This window comes from Geminicoccaceae bacterium (assembly GCA_020638465.1).
Classification (GTDB): Bacteria; Pseudomonadota; Alphaproteobacteria; order Geminicoccales; family Geminicoccaceae; genus JAGREO01.
Genome location: JACKIM010000002.1, coordinates 243,528 through 260,420 on the forward strand (window position 1 = coordinate 243,528; position 16,893 = coordinate 260,420).

General features: G+C 65.6%; 15 protein-coding genes. 5 read left to right on the top strand and 10 right to left on the bottom strand.

Annotated elements, in window-relative coordinates; all coding sequences use genetic code 11:
- Position 1: 1 nt before the first annotated feature.
- The 5 genes from atpD to H6851_11585 form a co-directional block, all read right to left on the bottom strand.
- On the bottom strand, positions 2-1,450 hold the full coding sequence (gene atpD, locus H6851_11565) for a F0F1 ATP synthase subunit beta (GenBank protein MCB9944240.1): 1,449 nt from the start codon (positions 1,448-1,450) through the stop codon (positions 2-4).
- 48 nt (positions 1,451-1,498) lie between these two features.
- The gene (locus H6851_11570; GenBank protein MCB9944241.1) at positions 1,499-2,389 is read right to left on the bottom strand and encodes a F0F1 ATP synthase subunit gamma; all 891 of its coding nucleotides are present in this window, start codon (positions 2,387-2,389) and stop codon (positions 1,499-1,501) included.
- Positions 2,390-2,398: 9 nt separating this feature from the next.
- The gene (locus H6851_11575; protein ID MCB9944242.1) at positions 2,399-3,934 is read right to left on the bottom strand and encodes a F0F1 ATP synthase subunit alpha; all 1,536 of its coding nucleotides are present in this window, start codon (positions 3,932-3,934) and stop codon (positions 2,399-2,401) included.
- Positions 3,934-4,494, bottom strand: coding sequence for a F0F1 ATP synthase subunit delta (locus H6851_11580; protein MCB9944243.1), 561 nt, complete (start codon positions 4,492-4,494; stop codon positions 3,934-3,936). The genes H6851_11575 and H6851_11580 overlap by 1 nt, the downstream gene beginning before the upstream one ends.
- A gap of 321 nt (positions 4,495-4,815) precedes the next feature.
- Positions 4,816-4,998: a hypothetical protein gene (locus H6851_11585; GenBank protein MCB9944244.1), complete on the bottom strand. Its 183-nt coding sequence runs from the start codon at positions 4,996-4,998 to the stop codon at positions 4,816-4,818.
- A gap of 59 nt (positions 4,999-5,057) precedes the next feature.
- On the opposite strand from H6851_11585, the gene H6851_11590 reads away from it, so the two are divergent.
- Entirely contained in the window at positions 5,058-9,302 is a 4,245-nt protein-coding gene (locus H6851_11590) for an autotransporter outer membrane beta-barrel domain-containing protein (GenBank protein ID MCB9944245.1), read from the top strand.
- Here H6851_11590 and H6851_11595 read toward each other — a convergent pair.
- From H6851_11595 to H6851_11610, 4 genes are all read right to left on the bottom strand, one after another.
- Positions 9,295-10,029, bottom strand: coding sequence for a methyltransferase domain-containing protein (locus H6851_11595; protein ID MCB9944246.1), 735 nt, complete (start codon positions 10,027-10,029; stop codon positions 9,295-9,297). The two genes, H6851_11590 and H6851_11595, sit on opposite strands and share 8 nt — an antisense overlap.
- A 246-nt stretch (positions 10,030-10,275) precedes the next feature.
- The gene (locus tag H6851_11600) at positions 10,276-10,863 is read right to left on the bottom strand and encodes a histidine phosphatase family protein (GenBank protein ID MCB9944247.1); all 588 of its coding nucleotides are present in this window, start codon (positions 10,861-10,863) and stop codon (positions 10,276-10,278) included.
- 14 nt (positions 10,864-10,877) lie between these two features.
- The gene (locus H6851_11605; GenBank protein ID MCB9944248.1) at positions 10,878-13,043 is read right to left on the bottom strand and encodes a primosomal protein N'; all 2,166 of its coding nucleotides are present in this window, start codon (positions 13,041-13,043) and stop codon (positions 10,878-10,880) included.
- A 10-nt stretch (positions 13,044-13,053) separates the two neighbouring features.
- Positions 13,054-13,227 (bottom strand): hypothetical protein, encoded by a 174-nt coding sequence (locus H6851_11610; GenBank protein ID MCB9944249.1) that lies wholly within the window; start codon positions 13,225-13,227, stop codon positions 13,054-13,056.
- Here H6851_11610 and H6851_11615 point away from each other — a divergent pair.
- A complete protein-coding gene (locus H6851_11615; GenBank protein MCB9944250.1) occupies positions 13,226-13,561 on the top strand; it encodes a DMT family protein in 336 nt (111 codons plus the stop codon). The genes H6851_11610 and H6851_11615 overlap by 2 nt on opposite strands.
- A gap of 107 nt (positions 13,562-13,668) precedes the next feature.
- Positions 13,669-14,421: a hypothetical protein gene (locus tag H6851_11620; protein ID MCB9944251.1), complete on the top strand. Its 753-nt coding sequence runs from the start codon at positions 13,669-13,671 to the stop codon at positions 14,419-14,421.
- A gap of 57 nt (positions 14,422-14,478) precedes the next feature.
- On the opposite strand, the gene H6851_11625 is transcribed toward H6851_11620, so the two are convergent.
- Entirely contained in the window at positions 14,479-15,228 is a 750-nt protein-coding gene (locus tag H6851_11625; protein ID MCB9944252.1) for a glucose 1-dehydrogenase, read from the bottom strand.
- A gap of 264 nt (positions 15,229-15,492) precedes the next feature.
- On the opposite strand from H6851_11625, the gene H6851_11630 reads away from it, so the two are divergent.
- Positions 15,493-15,984, top strand: coding sequence for a hypothetical protein (locus H6851_11630; protein MCB9944253.1), 492 nt, complete (start codon positions 15,493-15,495; stop codon positions 15,982-15,984).
- Between the two features lie 163 nt (positions 15,985-16,147).
- Complete coding sequence (locus tag H6851_11635) at positions 16,148-16,888, top strand: hypothetical protein (GenBank protein MCB9944254.1); 741 nt, start codon at positions 16,148-16,150, stop codon at positions 16,886-16,888.
- Positions 16,889-16,893 lie beyond the last annotated feature (5 nt).

Genomic DNA, 16,893 nt, shown 5'->3' on the forward strand with positions numbered 1-16,893 from the left:
CTCAGGCCGCTTCGGCCGCCAGCTTCTTGGCCTTGTCCATGGCCTCGTCGATATTGCCCACCATGTAGAAGGCTGCCTCGGGAAGATCGTCATACTCGCCGCTGACGATGCCCTTGAAACCCTTGATGGTATCCTCGACCGAGACCAGCTTGCCCGGAGATCCGGTGAACACCTCGGCCACGTGGAAGGGCTGGGAGAGGAAACGCTGGATCTTGCGGGCGCGGGCCACGACCAGCTTGTCCTCCTCGGACAGCTCGTCCATGCCGAGAATGGCGATGATGTCCTGCAGGCCCTTGTAGCGCTGCAGCGTCTCCTGCACCGACCGGGCGACCTGATAGTGTTCCTCGCCGACGACGGCCGGCTCGAGGATGCGTGAGGTCGAGTCCAGCGGATCCACGGCGGGATAGATGCCCAGTTCGGCGATCGAACGCGAAAGCACGGTGGTCGCGTCAAGATGCGAGAAGGTCGTGGCCGGGGCAGGGTCAGTCAGGTCGTCGGCAGGCACGTAGATGGCCTGCACCGAGGTGATCGAGCCCTTCTTCGTTGAGGTGATGCGCTCCTGCATGGCGCCCATGTCGGTGCCGAGCGTCGGCTGGTAGCCCACCGCCGAGGGGATGCGGCCGAGCAGTGCAGATACTTCCGAACCCGCCTGGGTGAAGCGGAAGATGTTGTCGACGAAGAACAGCACATCCTGTCCTTCCTGGTCGCGGAAATACTCCGCAACGGTAAGGCCGGTGAGGGCGACGCGGGCGCGCGCACCCGGAGGCTCGTTCATCTGGCCGTAGATCAGCGACACCTTAGACTTGCCGGGATCGTCGGCGTTGATGACGCCGGATTCCAGCATTTCGTGATAGAGGTCGTTCCCCTCGCGGGTACGTTCGCCGACACCGGCAAATACCGACACGCCACCATGTGCCTTGGCGATATTGTTGATCAGCTCCATGATGAGCACCGTCTTGCCCACGCCGGCGCCGCCGAACAGGCCGATCTTGCCACCCTTCGGGTAGGGGGTCAGCAGGTCGACCACCTTGATGCCCGTGACCAGCACCTCGGCCTCGGTCGACTGGTCGACATAGGGCGGGGCCGGGGCGTGAATGGGAGCGGTAACCTTGACGTCGACCGGGCCCTTCTCGTCCACCGGCTCCCCGATGACGTTGAGAATGCGGCCCAGCGTCTCGGCACCGACCGGTACAGAAATCGGCGCGCCGGTATCGATCACCTCGGCCCCGCGGGTCAGGCCCTCGGAACTGTCCATGGCGATGGTGCGCACGGTGCTCTCGCCCAGATGCTGCGCCACCTCCAGCACCAGCGTCTTGCCCTGGTTGGTGGTGTGCAGGGCGTTCAGGATGGCCGGCAGGGCACCCTCGAAATGCACGTCGACGACGGCACCCATCACCTGGGTGATGCGGCCGGTCGCGACGTTCTCGGACTTGTTCTTCGACTTCGCCATGTTCACTTGTCCCTTCAAGGGCGATTAGCTCCAGCTCCTGCGACGCGGTCAGACCGCCTCGGCTCCGGAGATGATCTCGATGAGTTCCTTGGTGATCTGCGCCTGACGCTGGCGGTTGTAGCTCAGTGTCAGCTTGCGGATCATCTCGCCGGCATTGCGCGTCGCATTGTCCATGGCGGCCATGCGTGCGCCCTGCTCGCTGGCGGCATTTTCAACAAGCGCACCGAAGACCTGGACCGCGAGATTGCGCGGAAGGAGCTCCGACAATATGCCCGCTTCGCTAGGCTCGAACTCGTAGAGGGCCTTGAGACCACCCGTGGCCTCCTCCTCGGCCAATTCCGGCGTTTCCACCGGGATGAGCTGCCTGTAGGTCAGGATCTGGGTCACTGCCGACTTGAACGTGTTGTAGATGATCGTGCAGACGTCGAATTCGCCATTGGCGTAGAGATGCGCCACCCGGTCGGCGATCATCGCCGCATCGGCGTATTCCATGCGCTTCTTGCCGGCAACACCCTCGATATAATCGATGATCTTGTCCTTGTGCTCGCGGCGGAGCATGTCGCGGCCCTTGCGACCGACACAGATGATCTTGACGGTCTTGCCGGCATCGGTCAGCTCACGGATGCGGCGGCGTGCACCGCGCACGATCGAACTGTTGAAGCCGCCGCACAGGCCACGGTCGGCGGTTGCCACGATCAGCAGGTGCGTGTCGTCCCTGCCGGTGCCGGTCATGAGCAGCGGCGCTCCCGGGGTGCCCTTCACGCCTGCCGCGAGATTGGCAAGCATGTCGGACATCTTCCGGGCAAAGGGACGCGAGGCTTCCGCAGCCTCCTGGGCCCGTCGCAGCTTCGACGCCGAAACGAGCTTCATGGCACTCGTGATCTTGCGCGTCTGGGTGACGCTGGAGATCCGGCTGCGTAAGTCCTTGAGGCTGGGCATCGGTCGCCTTTACGAGAAGTTCTTGGTGAAGTTCTCGACCAGCTCCTTGAGCTTGGCCTCGGTCTCGGCGTTGAGATCGCCCGTCTTGCGGATGCTCTCGAGGATGTCGCTGCCACGACTCTTCAGCTCGGAAAGCAGCTGCTCCTCGTAGCGCCCCACCACCGAAACCGGCAATCCGTCGAGATAGCCATTCACGCCGGCGTAGATTACCGACACCTGTTCATCGACCGTCATCGGAGAATATTGCGGCTGCTTGAGCAGTTCGGTCAGGCGCGCGCCGCGGTTCAGCAGGCGCTGCGTGGCGGCATCGAGATCCGAGGCGAACTGCGCGAAGGCGGCCATCTCGCGATACTGCGCCAGTTCGAGCTTGATCTTGCCGGCGACCTTCTTCATGGCCTTGGTCTGGGCCGACGAGCCCACGCGGCTGACCGAAAGACCGACATTCACCGCCGGACGGATGCCCTGATAGAACAGGTCGGTCTCAAGGAAGATCTGGCCATCGGTGATCGAGATCACATTGGTCGGAATATAGGCCGACACGTCGTTGGCCTGCGTCTCGACGATGGGCAGGGCGGTCAGCGAACCATTGCCATTGGCATCGTTCAGCTTTGCGGCACGCTCCAGCAGGCGCGAATGGAGGTAGAACACGTCGCCCGGGAAGGCCTCGCGTCCCGGCGGGCGGCGCAGGAGCAGCGACATCTGGCGATAGGCGGTCGCCTGCTTGGACAGATCGTCATACACGATCACGGCGTGCATGCCGTTGTCGCGGAAATACTCACCCATGGCGCAGCCGGCATAGGGAGCGAGGAACTGCATCGGAGCCGCATCGGAAGCCGTGGCGGCGACGACGATGGAATATTCCATCGCCCCGGCGTCCTCGAGGATCTTCACCAGCTTGGCGACCGACGAGCGCTTCTGCCCGACCGCGACGTAGACGCAGAACAGCTTCTTGCCGTCGTCGCTGCCGGCGGCATCGTTGTACTGTTTTTGATTGATGAACGTGTCGATGGCGATCGCGGTCTTGCCGGTCTGGCGGTCGCCGATGATCAGCTCGCGCTGGCCGCGGCCCACCGGGATCAGGCTGTCGATGGCCTTGAGGCCGGTCATCATCGGCTCATGCACCGACTTGCGCGGCATGATGCCGGGTGCCTTGACCTCGACCAGCTTGCGTTCGGCCGCATCGATCGGACCCTTGCCGTCGATCGGGTTGCCCAGCGCGTCGACAACACGGCCCAGCAGGCCCTTGCCTACCGGCACGTCGACGATGTTCTTGGTGCGCTTGACCGTCGAGCCTTCCTTGATGCCCGTGTCGCCACCGAAGATCACGATGCCGACATTGTCGCTCTCGAGGTTGAGAGCCATGCCCCGGGTACCGTCGTCAAACTCGACCATTTCACCGGCCTGGACGTCATCGAGGCCGTAGGCACGGGCAATGCCGTCGCCAACAGACAAGACACGGCCGACTTCCGAGACCTCGGCCTCGGTTCCGAAGCTGGCGATCTGCTCCTTCAGAATCGCCGAAATTTCGGCGGCGCGGATGTCCATCACCCAATTCCTCTCATTGACTGCTCGAGATGCTGCAGCTTGGTCTTCAACGATGCGTCGAGCATGCGTGAGCCGACATGAACGACGAGCCCGCCCAGCAGGGCGGGGTCGACGTCAGCCTCGACACTCACGGCCCGTCCGGCGAATTTGGCTGCCGACGCCTTCACCTCTTCGAGCTGCTCGTCGGTAAGCGGAACGGCCGAAGTCACGCGGGCGGTCATCTCGCCCTTGTGCTCGGCCAGCATGTCGCGATAGGCGCGGCTTACCTCGGGAAGCGCGAACAGGCGGCGCTTGTTGGCGAGCACGCCAAGGAACTTCGTCGTAAGGTCCTTGAGCCCCGCCTTCCTGGCCACGGCCAGAACCGCGTCGCGCTGGGCATCGCGGCTGAGCACGGGGCTGCGGATGAGGCGGCGCAGGTCGGCACTCTCCTCGATCATCGCGTCGAGGGACTGCAGGTCGGCGGCAATGTCATCCAGCGAGCCTGCCGCCTCGGCGAGCTCGAATAACGCGATGGCATAGCGCGAGGCCAGACCAGAGGCTGCGGCTGAATTCGCGGACAAATCGGCTTCCCCGGCTTAAGGCGAGATCCTGTCCGTCTGGACGGCCACTCAAGGCTTCCCTGTACGTGGTCTTGATCGTGCGGCAGCGCATGCACCTGTGCACCCCCGTCTCGACGGCGTGAGCCGGTTAGCACATGCCCTGTCCAGCGACAAGCACCTGCCCGAATTTTTGGTCGCGGACGCTTTGCCGCATCGTGACCGGCCTGCCGCGACGTCGTCCTGCCCCGGGGACGGATGGTGGCAGGCAATGGCCGAAATTGTAGGATCATTGTCTATAGAATATAATCTACAGTTGATAAATGATATCATTGATGTCATCAATCAGGTGAAAAACATGTCTGGGCAAAATTTACCGATGACGTTTGTGTTCCATGCCGGGTGAAGCCCGAAATCAGAGGCAATCATGGCAATTCTTTCCCGCAATGCGATCCCGCCGACGGCTCGTTGTTCCGACAGCCCGGTATCGGTCGGCCTGCCTGCCGGCGGGCCATCGCTTTCCACCATCGCTCCTTGATGGGATCGGGTTTCGGCCCGGCCCGGTTTCCAGTGACTGAGAGACTGTCATGTTCGATCCTCGTGAAGGACAGCTGAAATTCCGCCTCGTCCGGACGGCGACGGCCCTCCCGGTGATCTTTCTCGTCCTGCCGGATGCTGCCCAGGGGGGATGTACGGCATCCGGAGATGACTACACCTGTGACGGCAATCTCGGGTCCGGCTTCTCCCGGTCCCTGGGCGCCACCAGCAGCACGTTCACCTTCGACAATCTCACGGACGGCATCACCGCCGGCGCGGGCGCCGCGGCCATCGACATCGATTCCGGCGAGGTATCGGCCGGCGGCGGATCGGGTGGCATGAATGTCACCATCGACAACACCGATGCGCTCATCACCGGCGGCGGTGCCGGAGCGGTCGGTGTCCGGCTGAATAGTACCGCACCCGTGGAGACGACAGAAGCCAACCAATCGACGGCAGGAACCGGTTCTGCCGGGCGGGATGCCAATGGTGAATGTGCCGGATGGAGGGTGATAGCAGCCGGGCCGGCAACGGAATGCACAGGTCCACGATCCATTTCATCAACTGCCGGAGGCACCGGAGGTTCAGGTCAAGGCGGTAGGACAAGCAGCCGGTCGGCAAGCTCCGGTGCAGTCGTGCTGGAGTTCGTTGGCGAGGGTATCGATTTTGATGGGCTGGCTGAGAGTGTTGGCATCTCCTTGCAGAGCGACGGCGGTCAGGGGGGCAAGGGCGGTCAGGGCGGTCAGGGCGGTCAAGGAGGCATGGGCGGAGATTCCGAGATCGCAAGCAAATACTTTTTCCCGGAAACATACGATTTCAACCTTGTGGCATCGGGCGGCGGTACGGGGGGCGATGCCGGTGTTGGTGGGACAGGTGCCGTGGGGGCGACCGCTGGCACTATCGCATTCACTAACGGATCCGGATCCATCGTTGCAGCCCGGGGAATCGTCGCGTCCAGCAACGGCGGGTCCGGTGGCCTGGGGGGCAATGGTGGTACTGGCGGCAAGGGTGGTACTGGCGGTTGGGGCGATGCCGAGTATCTGTTCCACCTTGTCGGAAATGCGGACCGTAAGGGAGGTCGAGGCGGTGCCGGAAGAATCGGTGGTACGGGCGGTGTCGGCGGCGTCGGTGGTCAGGGTGGTGCCATCTCGATCAACAATCTCGGGACGTTGGGACGGATCATTTCGTTCGGCGATGGCGACCATGCTATCCATGCCTCCAGCCTCGGTGGTACGGGCGGTGTCGGCGGCACTGGTGGCACTGGCGGCGCTGGCGGCACTGGCGGTGGGGCGCGAAACGAAGATACCGTCACGCTCGTCGGTAGCGCAGGAGACGGCGGGACTGGCGGGGCAGGCGGTGTCGGCGGAACTGGCGGTGATGGTGGTAGCGGTGGCACGATCAACATCCTGAACGAGCAACTTGTCGGTACGCTCGGCAGTAACTATTCGTCCGCAATACTGGCTGAAAGTTTTGGTGCTATCGGCGGCGTAGCAGGCGGCGGCGGTAGCGGCGGTAGCGGCGGTAGCAAGGGGCAACGCGGCTATTACCAGTGCAACAGTAATCTCATTTGTCCTGTCCCGATCTACGGCCCGGCCGGCTCCAACGGTTCCGGCGGCGGTTCCGGTTCTGCTGGCACGGCGAGCAAGGTCGGCGGGAACGGCGGGGTCGTGTCGGTCGACAACAGTGGGGACATCGGGACATTTGGTACCCGCTCCGACGGCATCACGGCGGCTTCGGTCGGGGGCGTTGTCGGGCTGGCTTCGAGGGAAACGGCGAATTTCTTCTGGACAGGAGTGCCGACGGGGCAGCAGTCGAGTTCCGCAGGGGCCGTCACTGTCGGCAATACCGGCACGATTGCCACCGACGCCGATCAGTCGAACGGCGTCCTTGCCTTCAGCTTCGCGTCCGGCAACGGCAATTCCGGTGCGGTGACGGCCAGCAACAGCGGCACGATCGAGACGAACGGCACGCAGAGTGCAGCACTGATCGCCACAAGCGAGGTCAAGGCCAACGCCGACACATCGGGCGGCAGGTCCGGCGATGTCACGGTTTCCAACGATTCCGGAACGATCGACGCCAATGGCAATTCGGCGGCCATCTTCGCCCGCAGCCATTCCGAGGAAGGGGACGCCGGATCGGTCGATATTTCCAATCAAGGTGGCGAGATTACCACTTACGGGAATGGTGCTGCGATCATCGGATACAGCTTCGCCGACGCCGGAACGGCCGGGGCGATCACCTTCGACAACCGCGGCGGCCTGGTCACCAACAACAGTGGCGACGGTGTGCTTCTCTATTCGAACGGCAGTGTTGCCGGCGGCGCGATCACCACGCTCAACGCCAGCGGCATCTACTGCACCACGCCGGGCTGCACCGCGCTCACCGAGCAGTCGAGCGGACCCACCCCCGGCGACATCACCGTCGACAATGCCGGCGAGATCATCGGCGGTGAGGGCGGTGTCGGCATCGCCATCATCGACGGCGCCAACAACACCGTGAACAACAATGACGGTGGCGACATCGGCACGCTGGGCGGCATCGACGACTATGCCATCACCGGCACGGGCGGCAACGAGGCGATCTACAACAACAGCGGCGGGTTGATCACCGGTTCCATCGACCTCACCAATACCGGCACCACGACGGACACCAACAGCTTCACCAATGCCGACGGTGCCACCTACAAGACCGGGCTCGTCATCGATCTCGGTCCGGAGACCAACGCCGGCAACGTGTTCATCAACAACGGCTACATGGCGCTGGGCGGCACGGGAACGGCGGATTCGAGCAATTCCGGCAACGACTCGGTGCAACTCACCGGCAATTTCGTCCAGGGCACGACCGGGAAACTTGCCGTTGATCTTACCTATATCGAGAATAATGACGGTACGCAGATCGTCGATACCATCGACGCGCTCAACGTCAGCGGCACGGCACGGCTCGGCGGCCTGATCCAGCTCAACCCGCTCACCGGCGCCGCCAAGCCCGGCCTGTTCCGGGAACTGATGGTCCATGCGGCCCAGGGCATCACCCTCGACGGCATTGCCATCGACCCCTACTACCTCAACGGGACCCGCTCGACGAACGCGACGGTGGCACCGCAGATCGAGCTCGATCCCAACGGGAGGGACCTCTACATGGTCTATTCCGTCACCTTCTCTCCGGACGGGCTCACCGACAACCAGCTGAAGATGGGCAAGGCCATCGACGCGATCCAGACGTTCGGCTTTCCGGCCTATCAGCCGATCACCGAGCGGCTGTTGGCGATCAACAGCACCGAGGAACTCGGTCGGGCGTACGACTCGCTTTCGGGCGACAGCATTGCCGGTGCCAACGAGGGAGCCGTCATGGCAGCCGAGGGCTTCGCCGCCGCATCCGATTCTCAGACCGGCGACACCCTTGCCTGCATGGCGCGGCGGATGCGCGGCAACGAGGATGCCTGTGCAAATCCCCACCGCGTCTGGACCCAGACAGCCTATGGCAGCGGCGAACTGGACGGCGACGGCAGTGCGGCGCGGACCCGCTCGCATTTCGAGCACATGATCCTGGGCTACGATGCCGTCAACGACGACGGCTTCGCCATCGGCGGCACCATTGGCGCCCTGGCCTCGAAATTCGACGTTCCGGACCGCTCGACCCGCGGCGACAGCCAGGGGTTCGGCGTGTCGGTGCAGGGTGTGAGCATGAACGGGAGCGGCTTCTTCCTGCGCGCCTCCGCGGCGATGGGCCAGTTGTCCACCGACACCCAGCGTTTCCCGCTCGGCGAACGCGTCGAGGGACATTTCGACGGCCAGTTCGCATCGTTGACCGGCGAGGTGGGGCATGCGGCCATGCTGCCCGATCTGCAGATGGTGACCTTCGTCCGCGCGCGACGGACCTGGTTCGAACAGAAGTCCTTCGACGAGGATGATCCTACGTTCGGGAATTCCTTCAACAGCAACAATACCCGCAAGGATCTTGTCGAGACGGGCGTCGATCTGCGCAGCGATTTCCGGCTGCCGGATGGCGGGACCGTCACGCCCGGCGTCAATGTCGTCTTCCGCCACGATTTCTACAACGACGCGCGCGAAGTCAGTGCCGAATCCCGGGCTGCCCCCGGCAAGGCGTTCTCCTGGAAGACCCGTGGCACCCGCCCGGACCGCAACTCGGTGCGCGGCGAACTGTCGATGCAATACGCCTTCGCCGAGGCATCGCCGCTGTCGGGCGTCGCCCTTACCGGCAGCGTGGCCTTCGACAGCTCCGGCAACAACAACGCCACCACCACCGCCCTGCGCCTGAACTACCGCTTCAGATAGCCAGCTTCAGCACCGGCGGCGATCCTTCGCCGTCATTCTCGCCATGACCGGCCCGGTCTTCCCGCCGCAGGAGGACCGCCGCACTGACCTTGTAGGGCCGCAGCAGCCAGAGGAACCGATGGGCGCGCGGGCGCCATTTCTCCGCCGGTCCGAGGAACGGCAGCACGACATGACGGAAATTCCTCATCATCCTCCTGAGCTTCTTCCGGTCGACAAGGCTGTCCTGCAGGTAACTCGTCGAGACGATCACCTCGCGGCTTTCGGCCTCCAGCCCGGGAAACATCGCGACCAGCCGGTCGGGCGAGGGGCGCAGCAGCGTGTCGATCGGATCGGGATGATAGGGATAGCTGTAGGGCACGGACACCAGCAGCCGGGCTCCGGGTCGCATCAGCCCGGCGCAGGCCAGCGCAAAGCGCTGCGGATCCTCCAGGTGTTCGAGCAGGTTGTTGCAGGTGACCAGATCCGCACCCAGCGCGCGCAGCCGGGAATGGAACGCCGGGTCGAGCAGGTCGCCCACCATGTCGACACCCTCGTCGGCCTTGATGTCGCAATGGATGAAGCGGATGCCGTCACGCTCCAGCGGTTCGATGAACTCGGTCTGGACATGGGACTGCATGTCACGGCGGAACCGGCCGGTGGACGATCCCAGGTTGAGGCAGGTGCTTCCTTGCGGAAGGCCGAGGGCGCGGACCTGTCGCGCCATCCACCGGGCTTCTTCCTTGCGCATCGGGGCCTCCCTTTTCGATTGTCTCCGATTCGGGACAATCTCAAGATGAATGATGACCCGATCAATGGCGCAAATGGCGATAGGAGGCAATCGCGGCACACCAATTCCGGTCGTATTTTTTGCCGTGGGAAAACATGACCTTATTACGGCAGTCCCGGGGTATTTTGGGCTTCTCTTCGGATTCGCGGCTGCGGGGCATGGAGTGGAGCCCGGACCGGCGTTATCGTACCCCGACGGCACGGGTTGTCAGGCGATGAGGTCCTCGATGGCGCGCCAGCCATGGACCAGGGCGAGCGGGTTGCGGCGGAGTGTGAGAAGGTTGCCGCCACCGCCGCCGGGCTGGTCGAGGGCGCGAGAGATGGGGCGATCCGAGAGATGGGCCAGCAGCAGCGCGCCGACCCCGCCATGGGCGACGACGAGGATGTTGCCCGATGCCGGAGCTTCGCGGTCGATGCGCATCACCGCGCCGACGATGCGCGTCTGGGCATCGACGGCCCGTTCCCAGCCGCCGATGCTCTCCCGCGGATGGGCGAAGAAGCGGTCGGCGTGGGCCTCGAACGCCACCTTGTCGAGGTAGCCCGTGGCCGAGCGGTCGTTCTCGGCGAGGTCCCTCGCGACAACGGGTTCGAGTCCGGCGGACCCTGCAACGATCTGCGCCCCGTCGCGGGCCTTGCGCTCGTCGCTGCAGAAGATGGCCTGCCAGCGGATTCCGGCGGTGGCTTCCGTGAACATCCGCATCCGGGCGATGCCCCTGTCCGACAGTCGCCACTGCGGGACGGGAACCTGCGGGTCGATGACGACTTCGGGATGGGTGAGGAAGACGAGGAGGTTCATGGTCACCGGGATGCTCAAAGGAAGTTCTGCGGATCGATGTCGACGCGCAGGCGGACGTTGCGGGCGAGCTGGATGGTGGACAGCCAGCCGCGCAGGATGGCGGGCAGGTCGGTCTCCGGCGTGGCCTTGACGAGGAAGCGCTCGCGGTAGCGGCCGCGCAGCATGGTGAGCGGGGCGGGAGCCGGGCCGAGGATGAGGACGTTGTCGAGATCGGGCGCGCAGGCGGCCAGCCGGCGGCCCTCATGCGCGACGAGTTCGTGGTCGGGACCGGAGAGGATCAGTGCCGCGAGCCGGCCGAAGGGCGGCATGTGTCCCTCGCGGCGCTCGTCCAGCTCGGCCCTGATGAAGCTGTCGCGGTCGCCTCCGGCCAGCGCCCGCATCACCGGATGGCCGGGGTCGCGGGTCTGGATGAGCACGCGACCCGGACGGCTTTCGCGCCCGGCGCGCCCGGCGAGCTGGTAGAGCAACTGGAAGGTGCGTTCGCCCGCGCGCAGGTCGCCGCCGCCGAGGCCGATGTCGGCGTCGACCACGCCGACGAAGGTGAGGTCGGGGAAATGGTGGCCCTTGGCGATGAGCTGGGTGCCGATGATGACGTCCACCTGGTGGGCGAGGATCGCCTCGATCATCGCGGTGGCGCTGTCGCTGGAGTGGATGGTGTCGCTGGTCATGACCGCCACGCGCGCTTCGGGGGCGAAACTGCGCAACTCGTCGGCGATGCGCTCCACGCCCGGACCGGAAGCGGCGATGTGGTCCAGCGTCCCGCATTCCGGGCAATGGTCGGGCAAAGGCCGTGAATAGCCGCAGTGGTGGCATTGCAGGCGCGGCCGGTAGCGGTGCGAGGTGAGCCAGGCGGTGCAGTTGGGGCAATGCATGCGATAGCCGCAGGCACGGCAGATGGTGAGCGGCGCGTAGCCGCGGCGGTTGAGGAACAGCATCGCCTGCTCGCCGGCGGCCATCGCCTCACGGACGCCGTCGCGCAGGGCTTCGCCGAGGAAGGTGCCGGCGGGCGGCCGCTGCCGGCGCAGGTCGACGATTCCGACCTGCGGCTTGGGGGCGGAGGCAAAACGGTCCTCCAGCACGATATGACGCTCCGGCCGCACGCCGATCAGCGTTTCGAGCGAGGGCGTGGCGCTGACGAGAATGAGCGTCGCCCCCTCGAAGGCGCAGCGCCTGCGGGCGATCAGGCGGGCATCGTAGACGACGCCGTCCTCCTGCTTGAAGCTGGTGTCGTGCGCCTCGTCCATCACCACCAGCCCCAGCGAGGGGAAGGGCAGGAACAGCGCCGAGCGCGCACCCACCAGCACCTTCGCGTCGCCACGCGCGACGGCCTTCCATGTCCGGCGCCGCTGCACCTGGGTAAGGCCCGAATGCCAGGCGAGCGGGGCGGTGCCGAACCGCGCCTCGAAGCGCCTGAGCCACTGGGCCGACAGGGCGATCTCCGGCAGCAGGACCAGCACCGGCCGTCCGGCACGCAGCGAGGCTTCGATGGCTTCCAGGTAGACCTCGGTCTTGCCCGATCCCGGCACGCCCTCCAGCAGCCAGAAATCGTCGTCCGGGCGGTCGAGTGCCGCCACCAGCCGGTCGGCGGCGGCCCGTTGCGAGGGTGTGAGGTCGAAGGCCGTTCCCTCGTGGCATGGCGGCAGGTCGAGCCGGTCGGCGTCGATCTCGATGGTGCGAAGCTGTCCCGCTTCCGTCATCTTCCTGACGATTCCCGCCGACACGCCGGCCTCGCGGGCAAGGGCCGTCGCCTGCAATGGGCCATGCCCGTCGACAATGGCCGCCACCCGCTCGCGCCGTTCGTCCAGGCGCTCGCGGTCGAGGTCGGGAGCAAGCTCGTAGGCGGTCTTCACCGGCCCGGGTTCAAGGGCCGCCGGCACCGGCATCAGCAGCCGCAGCACCGAACCCAGCGGCGAGAGCGTTGATGCGGCCATGTCGTCGGCCAGCCGGCGCAGCGCCGCCGACAGTGGCGGCACGTCGAGAATGGCCTCCACCGCCTTGATCCGGTCGGCCGCCATGTCCCGGTCCACCGGATGATCCCAGACCACGCCGATTGCCCGCCGCGGCCCGAAGGGTACACGCACGAAGCGGCCCGGAAGCGGAACCGGCCCGGCCTTGACGGCATAGGTGAAGGACCGATCGAAGGGCAGCGGCAGCAGGACGGATACGAGCTCGGTCGTCATGCACGCGCTTCTAGCAGCGTGGCTTGCCAAGGGCGAGGATCAAGCGGGGTCTCGGCGGGATGCCGATGACGGGACCGGCTTCGCGGCAGGGCCGCATCCCGTTCGCCCGGGCCCGCACGCAAGTGCTGGCGGCATGACGGATTGCGGAGTAGAAGCCCGTCGCCCCCACCTGGAATGTCGCCATGCCCACAATCCTGCTGCTGGTCGTTTCGAACCTCTTCATGACGGTCGCGTGGTACTGGCACCTCAAGGGCGGCATGGCGAAACCGCTGTTCGCGGTCATCATGATCAGCTGGTCGATCGCCTTCGTCGAATACTGCCTTGCTGTGCCCGCCAATCGCCTCGGCTATGCCTCGGGCTTTACCGCCGGGCAACTCAAGATCATCCAGGAGGCCATCGCCCTGGTCGTCTTCGGCGGCTTCATGGTCCTCGTGCTGGGCGAAGCCCTGTCATGGCGCCATTTCGCGGCCTTCGGCTGCATCATGGCGGCGGTCGGTTTCCTCTTCGTCGGGCGCTGAAATCCGCGTTTCCCATGCGCCATGCGGGCACGGGCGGACATGGATCGACAAGGGGATATGAAAATATTCCTTGACACTTCATTCTGTCCTGACGCATCTTTCCGCTCATGACGACCATGCCCACCCGTTCCGCGCGTCCTTTCGTCAGCCGGGTTTCCTGCTGGCGGGCGCCGCGATTCCTCAGGGCCTGCTGGTTGGCGGTGACGGGCAGGACGGCGGGTGTCGCGGCTCCGTCCACGGCCGCTCCCGACGGGGTGTGCACAGAACGGCTGCGAACCCTTCCACGGGCGGCGGCCGTGATTGCCGCACTGGAGGAGGTGGCCACGCGCGACCGCGCTGGTCTGCGGGCGTTGCTGTTTCCCTGGGCACGCCCGTGGTTCGACCGGCTTCGCCAGCATCTTGCGCATGACCCCGACCACCGGCATCCCGACGAGGCGGAATGGCTGGATTGGGCGATTCGCAGGCATGGCGTGCGTGCGCTCGATGCGCTGCTGCGCTCGGTCCTGCGCCGGACCGACCCGCCCGTGCACGCGCGGCCCGCGATGGACGACGACCGTCCATGCCGGCCGGCGATGGCCGCGGCCGAACGCGCGAGGCGGTCCCGTGAACTGAGCTGGGATCCGCTGCATCAACAGGCGCTGATGCGCGAACGCGGCCGCCGTCGTCTCGTGCGCCGTCTCACCGGCAGTCTCGTCGACCATCTGCGGGAGGCCGGCGAGAGGCTGCTGGCGGAAAGGGCCGTCACGATTCCGCACGTTGCCGCCGGCGAACCGGTCCGGGCACGTGCCGGCGGGCGGTTGGCTCCGGTGGATCGTTCCACGGGCCACGGAACATTGTCTCTCGGGGACGTCGCGGGCTGAGCGCCGGACTCCGGCCGATCGCTAAAATTTTCAGGAAATTGTCCGGATGCTGACGGCTCAGATGCAGCGGCCGCCGTCGATCTCCAGCACCACGCCGGTCACGAGATCGGCCTCGTCGGAGGCGAGGTAGAGCGCGGCGCTGGCGATGTCCTCCGCCTCGCTCAGCCGGCCCCAGGGGATCGTGGCGATGAAGCGGGCGCGGGCTTCGGGCGTATCCTCCTGGCCCATGAAGGTGGCGAGCAGCGGCGTCGATCCGGCAACCGGCGCGATGCAGTTGACGCGGATGCGGTCGGGGGCCAGTTCGACCGCCATCGACTTCGACATCAGGTTCACCGCCCCCTTGGAGGCATTGTACCATGTCAGGCCGGGGCGCGGACGGATGCCGGCGGTGGAGCCGATATTGATGATGCAGCCGGAGCCCTGGTCGCGCATCGGCGGCAGGGTGGCGTGGGTCATGAGGAAGATCGACTTGACGTTGACCGCCATCACCCGGTCGAACTCCTCCTCGCCGACTTCCAGCATCGGCCGGTTGCGGTGGCTGGTGCCGGCATTGTTGACGACGATGTCGATCCTGCCGAGGGTTTCGCGGGCGGCGGCCACCGCGTCGTTCACCGAATTGCGGTCGGCAACGTCGCAGGTGTGGGCGCTGGCTGCATCGCCGATGGATGCCGCGACCGAGGCCGCACCGTCGCCGTTGAGGTCGAACAGCGCGACCTTCGCTCCTTCGGCGGCGAACCGCTCGGCGATGCCCTTGCCGAAACCCGATGCCGCACCGGTGATGATGGCTGTCTTGCCCGCGAGCCGCATGTCCCCGTCCTCCCCTTGTCCCTGTCGTTCTTTCCTGCCGTTCCGCCCGGCCGGCGGCGGCGATGGGCAGCCAGTCTTGCCTCAACGCGCCGCGGCCGTCCAGACGGTGCGACAACATATTATGGTAATGGAAAATTGAATATGAAGGATACAGGGTGCGAATCGGGCGTTAACGTTAACCCATCGGCAGGGCACGCCATCGCTCCCGGCGAAACCGGGCTTGAGGCGGTGGAGGTGTCCCGGAAGGCCGGCAGTCCCTCGGGAATGCACGGCAGTTCTCGCCGGTCGGCGGCGGCGGGCAGGGCGGTGATGGAGCCACGGGGGTGGCGGGATCGGTGGGCGTTCGGGCATGCGGCGCGGATGTGCCGTCATGAGGAGAGTTCGATCCCTTCGTCATTCATCGCCACGGCCGGTCCGCCGTCGACCCGGTCGCGGTTCAACAATCCAGCGGTGGAAAAACGGATCATGAAAACCACGCTCGTCGTCGCCGCTCTCGGCCTTGCCATGGTATCGGCCACGGCCCAGGCCGGATCGGCCCTCACCTATGACCGGGACGGAAAGGTGCGACATGTTGTTCGCTCCTCGCCCTCGGGTTACATCGTCTACAACCATCAGGGACATCTGGTCCGCGTGGTCCGCGAGCCCTACGGCACGGGCACGACCTATGTCGATGACGGGGCCAGGGATGTCGTTGTCATCGGGTCCTCGCTGGACGGCGGCGTCGCCGTCTCGGGTTCGGGCGTGGGCTTCGAGTAGGACCGGGCATCGACCGGCGGTCCGGGATGCCGGCCATTGCCCCGGATCGTGCCGGCGATGGACACGCTCCGGGGTTTCGGCGCATATGCCGCGCAGGGGTGTCTGCATGGTTCGGATCGGGACAGGTGCTGCCGGGAAAGTCTCCGCATTGAAGTATTCCTCAATGGTATATTATCGCTTGGTGGAGATGATATTCGCCAGGCGTTTCGAGGTGCTGTGCGCCGATCCCCTGCCGGGCCCGGTTGCCGGCCGCGACGGCGAACGTCTGGAATTCGTCGATGAGTCGGAGTTGCAGCCGTTGTTCGCGTCGCATGGCCGCTATTACTCCCATGCGGCCCTCATGGAGGGCGAGCCGGGCTGTCATCGGGTCGCGGTGCTTCGTGGCGCCAATGGCGATGTCCTCTCATGCGGGTATGTCTCCGGCCGGCTGCTGGGCGGTGGCGGCCCGGCCGGGCGCGAGGCGCTGCGGGTTCCCTGGGAAGGCGGTCTCGACATCGAGCTCTGCGACAGCGAACTCTACCTGTGGAGTTTCTGGACACCTCCCGGACGCCGCGGGAGGGGCCACTATGCAAGCCTGCTGCGCGCCCTGCGCGGGCTGGGGGCGGATATCGGTGCCAGGGCGGTCTCGATCTACTGCCGCAGCGACAATGCGGCGTCGCTGAACGGCATATTGCGTGCGGGTTTCGAGCGCTGGGACCGCTTCGAGATGTTGCGGGTGGGGCAGCTGCGCTTCGTCTATTCGAACCGGTTCGGCAAGCGCTGGTTCCTGTCCCGCGGCTCGTTCGCCCTGCTCGGGGGCGCATCGACCGGCCGGTGTACGCCGCGGGAGCGGCGGAAGAGGGCCGGCACCTGCCCGCATTGCAAAAAAGAGGGGGCGGCCGAAGCCGCCCCCAGGTCATGCTGAGTCTC